The sequence below is a fragment of the Dyella sp. genome, from assembly GCF_035685805.1.
GTDB lineage: Bacteria > Pseudomonadota > Gammaproteobacteria > Xanthomonadales > Rhodanobacteraceae > Dyella_A.
Map to the genome: position 1 here is coordinate 223,186 of NZ_DASSAB010000045.1, position 11,552 is coordinate 234,737.

The 11,552-nt window shown below is 68.6% G+C and carries 6 protein-coding genes and 1 riboswitch; of the genes, 3 read left to right on the plus strand and 3 right to left on the minus strand.

The window, feature by feature from the left end:
* Positions 1-117 precede the first annotated feature (117 nt).
* Positions 118-1,317: a methionine adenosyltransferase gene (gene metK, locus VFG40_RS14250; protein ID WP_324898633.1), complete on the plus strand. Its 1,200-nt coding sequence runs from the start codon at positions 118-120 to the stop codon at positions 1,315-1,317.
* 164 nt (positions 1,318-1,481) lie between these two features.
* Here metK and VFG40_RS14255 read toward each other — a convergent pair whose 3' ends face one another.
* The gene (locus VFG40_RS14255; protein ID WP_324898635.1) at positions 1,482-4,343 is read right to left on the minus strand and encodes a serine/threonine-protein kinase; all 2,862 of its coding nucleotides are present in this window, start codon (positions 4,341-4,343) and stop codon (positions 1,482-1,484) included.
* A gap of 184 nt (positions 4,344-4,527) precedes the next feature.
* Here VFG40_RS14255 and VFG40_RS14260 point away from each other — a divergent pair, with 184 nt between their 5' ends.
* Positions 4,528-6,408 (plus strand): ATP-binding cassette domain-containing protein, encoded by a 1,881-nt coding sequence (locus tag VFG40_RS14260; protein ID WP_324898637.1) that lies wholly within the window; start codon positions 4,528-4,530, stop codon positions 6,406-6,408.
* 249 nt (positions 6,409-6,657) lie between these two features.
* Here the strand turns inward: VFG40_RS14260 and VFG40_RS14265 are convergent, their stop codons facing one another.
* Positions 6,658-7,275, minus strand: coding sequence for a TIGR00645 family protein (locus VFG40_RS14265; RefSeq protein WP_324898639.1), 618 nt, complete (start codon positions 7,273-7,275; stop codon positions 6,658-6,660).
* A 115-nt stretch (positions 7,276-7,390) separates the two neighbouring features.
* Positions 7,391-10,099, minus strand: a complete 2,709-nt coding sequence (gene ppc / locus VFG40_RS14270; protein ID WP_324898641.1) for a phosphoenolpyruvate carboxylase — start codon at positions 10,097-10,099, stop codon at positions 7,391-7,393.
* A 132-nt stretch (positions 10,100-10,231) separates the two neighbouring features.
* Positions 10,232-10,352, plus strand: a riboswitch (S-adenosyl-L-homocysteine riboswitch).
* Positions 10,353-10,390: 38 nt separating this feature from the next.
* Between ppc and VFG40_RS14275 the strand changes: the two genes are divergently transcribed.
* The coding region (locus VFG40_RS14275) for an adenosylhomocysteinase (RefSeq protein ID WP_324898643.1) at positions 10,391-11,552 on the plus strand (1,162 nt) is incomplete at its 3' end.

Genomic DNA, 11,552 nt, shown 5'->3' on the forward strand with positions numbered 1-11,552 from the left:
AGACGGCTGAACGGCAGGCACCCGCCACCGCTTCGCGCACTGCAAACCCCGGGCAGGCGTTGTATGATGCGCAGCCCTGATTTATCTCTTTATCCGAAAGGAAGGATATAACCCGCGATGAGCAGCCATCTCTTCACCTCCGAGTCGGTCTCCGAAGGCCACCCGGACAAGGTCGCCGACCAGATTTCCGATGCCGTCCTCGACGCGATCCTCGCGCAGGATCCGCGCGCGCGCGTCGCCTGCGAGACCCTGGTGAAGACCGGCGTGGCGATCGTGGCCGGCGAGGTCACCACCAGCGCGTGGATCGACCTCGAAGCGCTGACCCGAAAGGTCATCGTCGACATCGGCTACAACTCCTCCGAGGTCGGTTTCGACGGCGAGACCTGCGGCGTGCTCAACCTGATCGGCAAGCAGTCGCCGGACATCAACCAGGGCGTGGATCGCAAGAAGCCCGAGGAACAGGGCGCCGGCGACCAGGGCCTGATGTTCGGCTACGCCACCAACGAGACCAGGGACTTCATGCCCGCGGCGATCTACTACTCGCACCGCCTGGTCGAGCAGCAGGCGAAGATCCGCAAGAAGAAGAACTCGCCGCTGCCGTGGCTGCGCCCGGACGCCAAGAGCCAGGTCACGCTGCGCTACGAGGACGGCGTGGCCACCGCGATCGACGCGGTCGTGCTGTCGACCCAGCACGATCCGGGCGTCAAGCAGAAGGACCTGATCGAGGCCGTGCGCGAGCACATCTTGAAGCCCGTGCTGCCGGCGAAGTGGCTGCACAAGGGCACCAAGTTCCACATCAACCCGACCGGCAAGTTCGTCATCGGCGGGCCCGTGGGCGACTGCGGCCTGACCGGCCGCAAGATCATCGTCGACACCTACGGCGGCTGGGCCCGCCACGGTGGCGGCGCGTTCTCGGGCAAGGATCCGTCCAAGGTCGACCGATCGGCTGCCTATGCCGCGCGCTACGTGGCCAAGAACGTCGTGGCCGCCGGCATTGCGGACCGCTGCGAGGTGCAGGTGAGCTACGCCATCGGCGTGGCCGAGCCGACCTCGATCTCGGTCACCACCTTCGGCACCGGCAAGATCAGCGACGACAAGATCGAGAAGCTGATCCGCAAGCACTTCGACCTGCGTCCGTACGGCATCATCAAGATGCTCGACCTGATCCACCCGATGTACCAGCAGACCGCCAGCTACGGCCACTTCGGCCGCACGCCGTACGAGGTGAAGGCCGCCGACGGCAGCACCTACACCGCGTTCTCGTGGGAAAAGACGGACAAGGCCGAGGCCCTGCGCGCCGACGCCAAGCTGAAGTAAGAGCGGCCTCAGCGCCGAAACCCAAGGCCCCGCGGTCCGCCGCGGGGCTTTTTCTTTGGCAGCGAGCGGCCAGCGCTGGCCTATCGGGAGATGACGAGCGCAGCCGCCGTGCAGCGGCGTTTGCCGATTGCGCCCCGCGCCCGTCCGCCGAATCAACGGGCCGGTTACGGCCCCTGCGGCACCACACGCTGCGCCACGGCATCCAGCGCGGACTGCCGCACATCCTTCAGGCTGGCGTTGAGGGTGGACGGGTCCTTCGCCACGATCGGGTCCAGATAGCGTTGACGCAGCGCCAGCGCGGCGGGGGCGTCGCGCACGTGATCAAGCACTTCGTAGAGGCGTGAGGCGGTTTCCACCGTATGCGCATCGTCGTCACCAAGCAGCCTGGCGCGACCCGCCAGCGCGTGTTCGTAGGGCTCGCGGGCGGCGGCCCAGTGGCCAGCGTCCACCTCGATGTCGCCGAGCAGGTTGTAGGTGGAATACACGATGGGATGGTCCGGCCCCAGCACGCGCTGCTGCCCGGCCAGGGTCAGCCGTGCCTCGCGCACGGAGTCCGCGTACTGGCCATCGTAACTGAGCAGGTTGGCCAGACTGCCGTGCGCCATCAGCGTGTCCGGGTGATCCTCGCCGAGCTGCTGCTGGTGCGAGGCGAGGATCTGCCGCTCCAGCGCGATCGCCAGCACCATGTAGCGGTGAGAGACCTGCGGGTCGTCGCTGGCCTTGCCGCGCTTGGCCAGCAGCCGCACCTGCAGCGTCATGGCGGCGATGGTGTCGGGATGATCCGGCCCCAGCACCCGGCGACGCGCGTCGATCACCCGCTGCAGGTCGGCCCCGGCTCGCTCGAACGCCGCCTCGTCCTGCGCCAGATATACCTCGTCCATGGCCACCATGTACTGGGCGCGCAGCGTGTCGGGGTGGTCGCCACCCAGCTGCTTCAGCCGGGTCGCGGCGACCTCCCGGGCCAGCGTCAGCGACTGCTCGTAGTTGTGCCGGTAGTGCTGCAGCTGGGCCAGCGTCACCATCGCGTCGAGCGTCTCCCGCGCCTCGGCGCCGAAGGTGGTGCGATCGAGTGCCACCAGCGGCTCGGCCTGCGCCAGGGCTTCGTCGCGCAGCCCCATGCCGATCAGCGTGGAGACCAGGTCGCGCCGCAGCCGCAGCAACTGGGGGTTGGCTTCCGGCAGGTGCTGGCGCAGGTTGTCGTAAAGGCGCTCCTGCAACGCCTGCGCCGCCGGCAGGTGCCCCTGCTCGAAGAGCACGCGCGCGTGGCCGGCTTCGGCCTGGATCCGCAGTGGATCCGTCTGCGGCCGTGACGCGGCGACGGCCAATGCACTCTTGTAGAGCCCGGCTGCCGCCGGCGTGTCGCCCAGGCGCAGGCGTGCGTCGGCCAGGTCGATGCGCGCTCCCAGCAGGGCCGGCACGTCACCGGGCGCCAGCTGCTGGCGGGCGGTCAGCACCTTGCCCAGTTCCGTGGCCGCGTGCGCGTAGCTGCCGATGCCCACCAGCACCCGCGCCAGTGACTGTCGCAGATCGGCGGCGAGCAGCGGTGCGTCGGCGAAGTCATGATCCAGGCGATCGAGCGCATGGGTCACCACGAAGGTGTCCAGCGCGTGCCGGGCTACATCGGTGAAGCCCGCCTCGGACAGGTCCGATGCGCTGCCTTTGGCCTGGGCGATGGCATGGCCCATCGCATCGACATTGACGCTGTCCAGCGTGGCCTGCTGGAACTGGACGATCCGCTCGAGCTGGTGCTGGCGCTGTTCGGCCAGGCGCTGCGCCAGTCGCGTCTCGCGCAGCGTCAGTGCGGTGCTCAACAGGCCCGCCAGCAGCGCTCCCAGCACCGCCGCCGCCGCAGCCAGTGGCCAGCGATTGCGTCGCAGGTAGCGATGCATGCGGTACCAGGTGCGGCCGCGCCGTGCCTGCACCGGACGGCATTCGAGGAAGCGTTGCAGGTCCGCCGCCAGCGCCGCGACGGCCGGGTAACGGTCTTCCGCCCTGCGCCGCAGGGCCTTCAGCACGATCGCATCGAGATCGCGTGGCACGGCCCGCCGCGGGCCCCGCACGTCCTTTTCCTGCGCCTGGCGCCGCCGCGCGGCCCGGCTCGGCGGCAACACGTCCCCGGTAATGATCGCGTTGGAGAGCAGGTGCGGCGTCACCAGGTGCTGGTACGGCCGCTGCCCGGCCACCAGCTGGTACAGCACCACGCCGAGCGAATAGACGTCCGCTGCGGTCGTCAGCGGCAGCCGCTCGATCTGCTCCGGGCTGGCGTAGGCCAGGGTCATGGCGTGGGCCGCCGTGGCCGTCGCCGCCACGTCCACCGCCTGCTCGTCGAGGATGCGCGCGATGCCGAAATCCAGCAGCTTGGGCGTGCCGTCCTCCGTCACCAGGATGTTCGCCGGCTTGATGTCGCGATGGATGATCAGGTTGCGATGGGCGAAGTCCACCGCCGCGCAGACCTTGAGGAACAAGCCGATGCGCGCCGGCAGGTCCAACCCGTGGCGATCGCACCACAGATCGATTCGCTCGCCCTGCACGTACTCCATCGCCAGAAACGGCTTGCCGTCGGCGAGCACGCCGCCGTCGAGCAGGCGGGCGATGCCGGGATGCTCGAGCCGGGCCAGCAGCTTGCGCTCCTGGCAGAACCGCTCGGTCAGGATCGGCGAGCCCTCGGCCGCCGCGGTGAGCAGCTTCAGCGCCACCTGCTGGGTGAAGTCGCCGTCGCAGCGCTCGGCCAGGTACACCGTGCCCATGCCGCCTTCACCAAGGTGGCTGAGCAGCCGGTAGTGGCGCGGCGTGGTGGCCTGCGCGTCGTGGCCACTGAGGTCCGGCGAGAATGCCGCCAGCACGGGCAGCGTGGCGGTATGCGTGGCATCAATCGCCTGCAGCATCCAGCGCAGTTCACGCTCCAGCGAATCATCGTCGACGCACGCACGGGCGATGAACGCATCGCGCTCGGCCGCCGGAAGCTCGGCCGCTTCCAGCGCAAGGCGCTTGGCCTCGACGTAACGATCGGTCAGTGCCCCCTGCATTGCCCCTTCCCCTGAAAGGTCTCTTCCCTTGCACTCGCGTTCGTTCCCGCCCGTCTCCCGGACCGCAGCACGGCGGCCGAGCGGCGCCGCGAACGCCGCGTGAGTCTAGACCAGCCGGCCGGCCGCCGCATGTCCCGTCGCCATCGGCAGGCAGCGTGCCACCCCGGCCACGTACAATGGCGGGATGTCTCTTATCCAACTGCAAAACGTCGACTTCAGTATCGGCGGCCCCCTCCTGCTCAACCACGTCGATCTGTCGGTCGAACGCAACGAGCGCGTGTGCATCGTCGGTCGCAACGGCGAAGGCAAATCCACCCTGATGAAGCTGATCGCCGGCGAGCTGCAGGCCGACGACGGCGAGATCCGCGTGCAGAACGGCGTGGTGATCGCCCGGATGGCACAGGAGGTGCCGCAGGGCACCGAAGGCACTGTGTTCGACGTGGTCTCCGAAGGCCTGGGCGACCTCGGCCGGCTGCTGGCGCGCTACCACCACCTGCTGCACGAGGGCGACTTCGACGCACTCGGTGACGTGCAGCACGAAATCGAAGCGCAGCACGGCTGGGACCTGGATCGCCGCGTCACCGAGGTGATCACCAAGCTCGAACTGCCCGCCGAGACCGACTTCAACGCGCTCTCCGGCGGCATGAAGCGCCGCGTGCTGCTGGCCCAGGCGCTGGTGCGCAAGCCCGACGTGCTGCTGCTGGACGAGCCCACCAACCACCTCGACATCGAGGCGATCGGCTGGCTGGAGAACTTCCTCAAGCAGTTCGAGGGCAGCATCCTGTTCGTCACCCATGACCGCAGCTTCCTGCGCGCGCTGGCCACCCGCATCGTGGAGATCGACCGCGGCGCGCTTACCGACTGGCCGGGCGATTACGACAACTACCTGCGCCGCCGCGAGGAGCGCCTGCACGCCGAGTCGCAGGCCAATGCGCTGTTCGACAAGAAACTGGCGCAGGAAGAGGTGTGGATCCGCCAGGGCATCAAGGCACGGCGCACCCGCAACGAAGGCCGCGTGCGCGCGCTGAAGGCGCTGCGCAACGAGCGCGCCGAGCGGCGCAATCTCAGCGGCAATGTGAAGATGACCGCGGCCAACGCGCAGGCCTCGGGCAAGAAGGTGATCGACCTGGAGCACATCCACCAGGCCTACGACGGCCGCGTGCTGATCGACGACCTCTCCACCACCATCATGCGCGGCGACCGCATCGGCATCATCGGCCCCAACGGCGCCGGCAAGAGCACCCTGCTGAAGATCATGCTGGGTGAGCTCACCCCCCAGCGCGGCACGGCGGAACTGGGCACCGGCATCCAGATCGCCTACTTCGACCAGCACCGCCTGCAGCTCAACGACAAGCTCAACGCGCTGGACAACGTGGCCGAGGGGCGCGAGTTCATCGAGCTCAACGGCGCGCGCAAGCACATCATCGGCTACCTGCAGGATTTCCTGTTCTCACCCGAACGCGCCCGCGCGCCGATCACGCGGCTATCCGGCGGCGAGCGCAACCGCCTGCTGCTGGCCAAGCTGTTCGCGCAGCCGTCCAACCTGCTGGTGATGGACGAGCCGACCAACGACCTCGACGTCGAGACGCTGGAGCTGCTGGAAGAACTGCTCACCGACTACCAGGGCACCCTGCTGCTGGTCTCGCACGATCGCGCGTTCCTCGACAACGTGGTCTCCAGCACGCTGGTGCTCGAGGGCAACGGGCAGATCGGCGAATACGTGGGCGGCTACAGCGACTGGCTGCGCCAGCGCCCGACCGCAGCGGCTGCCGTCGCAGCCGCTGCCGCAAAGCCCGGCCTCACCCGCACCGATCCGCCTGCGGCGCCAGCTCCCGCAGCGGCGCCCAAGCGCAAGCTCAGCTTCAAGGACCAGCGCGAGCTCGAGCTGCTGCCCAAGCGCATCGAGGAGCTGGAAACGGAGATCGCCAGGCGCGGCGAGGCAATGACCGACCCGGCCTTCTTCAAGCAGGACAGCGCCGCGATCACCGCGGCCAACGAGGCCGTCGCGAAGCTGCAGGCCGAGCTGGAAGCGGCCTACGCGCGCTGGAGCGAGCTGGACAGCTGAGTCCGGTACCAAAGCGGCCCGCTTTTCGCGTGCCATCGCGCGAGCGGCGAGCGGCGAGCGGCGAGCGGCGGGCAGCGGGCAGCGGGCAGCGGGCAGCGGGGGCGAGGCTCAGGGCGGCCGGACCGCCGATGACTTGGACGTGGGCCGGCCCACCGGCTCGACATCGGGCCGTTGTCCGGAGTCGGCGCTCGCCGATCTGGGCGAGCGCCCTGCCGTGGCGAACTCGCCTAACCGGCGGCCTGGGCTGGTTCAGTGCCCTTCGCGCATCCGGGTCACGCCCGCTTGCATGATGCGGTCGGTCCAGGCGATGCCGATCGCCGAGGCGATGAAGACCACGTGGATGATGGTCTGCCACATCACGCCCATGGTGGTGAGCGTGGTGCACTTGAGGGTCGCCGCCGTATTGATGGTGGTGTCCACGCCCGCCAGCAGTTCCGGCGAGCAGAACGGCAGGCCCTGCAGGGTGCCTGCGGCAATGAAGGTCTTGAGCAGGTGGATGGAGGAGATGCCGATGATCGCCATCGCCAGCTTCACCTTCAGCACCGAGGCGTTGACGTGGCTGAGCCACTCCGGCTGGTCGGGATGGTCCTCCAGACCCAGCCGCGAGACGAAGGTCTCGTAGCCGCCCACGATCACCATGATCAGCAGGTTGGAGATCATCACCACGTCGATCAGGCCGAGCACGATCAGCATGATCTCCTGCTCGCCCAGGTGCGACGCCTCGTGGATCAGGTGCCACAGCTCCTTGCCGAACAGGAACACGTAGACGCACTGCGCCACGATCAGCCCCAGGTACAGCGGCAGCTGCAGCCAGCGCGAGCTGAAGATGAAATAGGCGAGCGGATTAAGGCGTGACGGCGTCGACATGGGCGTGGGAGCACGACAGGGGAGGAACGCGGAGCCTAACGGCGCCATCATCCGCGTGCCACCGCCCCGGCCGGAAGCAGGCACGCCGGCCGGCACAGTGCGGGGCAAACGCCCATCAGCCGGTGTTCTGCAGCCCCTGCGATACGCCATTGACGCAGGCGACCAGGGCGCGCAGCAGGGCGTCGTCTTCGCCGCCGGAGGCGCGCCAGCGCCGGAGCAAGTCCACCTGCAGCAGGCTCATCGGGTCGACATAGGGGTTGCGCAGGCGGATCGACTGCGACAGGCGCGGGGACTGTTCGAGCAGGGTCGCACTGCCTTTGAGGCGCAGCACCCAGTGGCAGGTACGGGCGAATTCGTCGCGGATCAGTGCGAAGAACGGTTCGTGCAGCTCGCCGGCCAGCTGCGAGAACGCCTCGGCGATGGCCAGGTCGCACTTGGCCAGTACCATCTCCACGTCGTCGAGCATGTTGCTGAAGAACGGCCAGTCGCGCGCCATCTCGGCCAGCGCCTGTTCGCCGAACTCGGCCGCGCCCTGCTCCAGCGCGCTACCCAGGCCGTACCAGCCGGTGAGGATCGAGCGGCACTGGGTCCAGGAAAACACCCACGGGATCGCGCGCAGATCCTGCACGCCGCGCATGCTGCGCCGGCGCGAGGGCCGCGAGCCGAGCGTCATGCGTTCGATCACGTCGATCGGCGTGGCGGTACGGAAGTACTGCACGAAGCCCTCGCGATCGACGAAGGCCCGGTAGTGCGTGCGGCTGGCGGCGGAAAGGCGGTGCATGCGCTCACGCCATTCGGCCTCGCGCGGCTCGTCCTCACGCGGACGCAGGCTGGCGCGAAGCACGGCGCCCACGGTCTGTTCGAGGTGGCGCAGCGCCAGCGCGCGGATGCCGTACTTGCGGTGGATCACCTCGCCCTGCTCGGTGACGCGCAGCACGCCGGCTACCGACCCGCGCGGCGAGGACATCAGCGCCGGGGTGATGCGGGCGCCGCCGCGGCTGGCCGAGCCGCCGCGACCGTGGAAGAACGCCAGTTGGATGTCGGCCTGCTGCGCGATCTCCAGCAGCTCCACCTGGGCCCGCTGCAGGCCCCAGCGCGAGGCCAGGGTGCCGCCGTCCTTGCCGCTGTCGGAGTAGCCGAGCATCACCCACTGGCGATCGCCGCGGCTTTTCAGGTGCGTGCGATAGACCGGGTCGGCGAGCAGCGCACGCAGCGTCGCGGGCGCGTTCTTGAGATCGTCCACGGTCTCGAACAGCGGCGCCACGTCCAGCGGAACCGGCTCGCCGGCCGCCGCCAGCTCGCCGTGGCGGGCCAGCGCCAGCACGGCGAGCACGTCGGCGGCGGTGCGCGCCATGGAGATGATGTACAGGCCGACCGCTTCGGTGCCGTAGCGGCGACGGGCATCGCGCATCGCCTGGAACACCGCACGCATGCGCTGGGCGTCCTCCTCGTCCACCGGTGCCAGCGACTGCTCGCCGCTGGCGTAGGGATGCAGCCTCTCCACGCGCTGCTCCGGCGTGCGCTCGGCCCACTGCCCGTCGCCGAGCAGCGCGGCGAGCGCGTCGTCGTGCACCTGCGAATCCTGGCGTACGTCCAGCCGGGCCAGGTGCAGACCGAACGTGCGCACGCGTCGCAGCACCCGTTGCACGGCATAGGCACCGGCATGCGCACCATGGTGCGCGGCGAGGCTGTGGGCGATCAGCTCCAGATCGCCGGCCAGCTCGTCGACGCTGGTGTAGCCCTCGGCGTGATCGTCCTCGAGGCTGGCCTCCAGCCGCGCGCCAATCAGGGTGAGCAGGGTGCGATAGGGCATGTCGGCATGGCGCGGGCGGATCTTTTTCGCCGCGGCGGGAAAGCGCGCGCGATAGTCCTCCAGCCGGGCCGCCAGCTGCGGATCGACCTCCACCCGCCCCTGCGTCTGGCTGAGCAGGCGGGCCAGCCCGGCGACGTCTTCCATGTAGTGCTCGATCACGTGCGCGCGCTGGCTGGCCAGGCTGGCCGCGATGGTGTCGGCCCCCACGTTGGGGTTGCCGTCCATGTCGCCGCCGACCCAGGTGGCGAAACTGAGCAGCCGCGGCAGTGGCGCATCCACGTCGTAGACCTGCTGCAGCGCCTCGGCCAGCGACTCGTACAGCGCCGGCACGATGCGGTAGATCGGGTTGGCCAGGTAGAAGCCCACGTGGTGGTGCTCGTCCTGCACGGTGGGCTGCACCGGCGAAGCCTCGGCGGTCTGCCAGCCCGACGACAGCGCCATGAAGATGCGATCGTCGTCTTCCTTGCGCTCCTGCGGCGTGCGGGTGGGATCGAAGTTGTCCACCAGCGCGCGCACGATCGCCTGCTCTTTTTCCAGCAGCGAGCGGCGCACCGCCTCGGTGGGATGGGCGGTGAACACCGGCTCCACGTGCAGGCGGCCGAGCCAGCCGAGCAGCTCGTCGGCGGTGACGCCCTGTGCCTTGAGTCGGGCCAGCACGTCGAGCAGCGATTCGGGCTGCGGCTGGCGCTCGCTGCGCTGATAGTCGCGACGGCGGCGGATGCGGTGCACCCGCTCGGCAATGTTCACGGCCTGGAAGTAGGTGGCGAAGGCACGCGCCAGCGCTTCGGCCTCCTCCGCCTGCATGCCGCCCAGGGCGCTGCCCAGCAGATCCACCGGCTCGCCCTCGCGGCGACGCCGGATCGCGGTGGTGCGCACCGACTCCACCCGCTCGAAGAACGCTTCACCGCGCTGCTCGGCCAGCATCTGGCCGACCATCGCGCCGATCCGGCTGACGTCCTCGCGCAGCGGGCCGTCGTGCGGCAGGTCGGGGGTTTCGGGCTGGAAAGACATGGCTATCTCCGCAAGGCAACAGCTCCAGCCTAACGAAAAATGCTGCTGATGCAGCAAAATCGGGTTTGGCCGGGCCTGCGACCGCGTGTGCCCGAGGCAGCCAAAGCAGGTTCCGGTTAGAATGCCCCGTTGCCCGCCGAGGGGCGCTGCGACCGTATGCGACGGCGGCCTTGTCCGCCCTGCCCGCCCAAAGGCGCGGCACGCCATGCGGCCAGGCTCGGCGCGGCACGTTCCACAACGGCGCCCGGTTGCTTTTACGCGAAGTCTTTTCGCACCGAACCGGAGAACTGCATGAACGCTGTCACCCGCGATATCCCCAAGCACGACTACAAGATTGCCGATATCGGCCTGGCCGACTTCGGCCGCAAGGAGCTCGACATCGCCGAGCCCGAAATGCCGGGCCTGATGTCGATCCGCAAAAAGTACGCCCCGAGCGCGCCGCTGAAGGGCGTGCGCGTGACCGGCTCGCTGCACATGACGATCCAGACCGCGGTGCTGATCGAGACGCTGAAGGACATCGGCGCCGACGTGCGCTGGGCCTCGTGCAACATCTTCTCGACGCAGGATCATGCCGCCGCGGCGATCGCCGCCACCGGCACCCCGGTGTTCGCCTGGAAGGGCGAGACGCTGGAGGAGTACTGGGACTGCACGCTGCAGGCGCTGACCTTCCCGGGCCAGGGCGAAGACAAGTTCCTCGGCCCGCAGCTGGTGGTGGACGACGGCGGCGACGTGACGCTGCTGATCCACAAGGGCTATGAGCTGGAGAACGGCTCGGACTGGGTCAACACCGCCTCGGAGAGCCACGAGGAGCAGGTGATCAAGAACCTGCTCAAGCGCGTGGCCAGTGAGCGCCCGGGCTTCTGGCACACCGTCGTGCGCGACTGGAAGGGCGTCTCGGAAGAGACCACCACCGGCGTGCATCGCCTGTACCAGATGCTGGAGGCAGGCAAGCTGTTGGTGCCGGCGATCAACGTCAACGACTCGGTGACCAAGTCGAAGTTCGACAACCTCTACGGCTGCCGCGAGTCGCTGGCCGATGGCCTGAAGCGCGCGATGGACGTGATGCTGGCCGGCAAGGTGGCCGTGGTCTGCGGCTACGGCGACGTCGGCAAGGGTTCGGCCCATTCGCTGCGCGGCTTCGGCGCGCGCGTGATCGTCACCGAGATCGATCCGATCAACGCGCTGCAGGCGGCGATGGAGGGCTTCGAGGTCAACACGGTCGAGTCCACTCTGGGCCGCGCCGACATCTACGTGACGACGACCGGCAACAAGGACGTCATCACGATCGAGCACATGAAGAAGATGAAGGACCAGGCGATCGTCTGCAACATCGGCCACTTCGACAACGAGATTCAGGTCGACCGGCTGAACAAGTCCGACGCGAAGCGGCTGAACATCAAACCGCAGTACGACATGTACACGTTCCCGAAGGGGAATAGCATCTACATGCTCG

What these genes read in the sequence shown, in the direction of transcription:
- VFG40_RS14260 (WP_324898637.1), top strand. Translation starts at nt 4,528, where the DNA reads ATGTCTCTTATCCAACTGCAAAACGTCGACTTCAGTATCGGCGGCCCC.
- VFG40_RS14255 (WP_324898635.1), bottom strand. Translation starts at nt 4,343, where the DNA reads ATGCAGGGGGCACTGACCGATCGTTACGTCGAGGCCAAGCGCCTTGCG.
- ppc (WP_324898641.1), bottom strand. Translation starts at nt 10,099, where the DNA reads ATGTCTTTCCAGCCCGAAACCCCCGACCTGCCGCACGACGGCCCGCTG.
- metK (WP_324898633.1), top strand. Translation starts at nt 118, where the DNA reads ATGAGCAGCCATCTCTTCACCTCCGAGTCGGTCTCCGAAGGCCACCCG.
- VFG40_RS14265 (WP_324898639.1), bottom strand. Translation starts at nt 7,275, where the DNA reads ATGTCGACGCCGTCACGCCTTAATCCGCTCGCCTATTTCATCTTCAGC.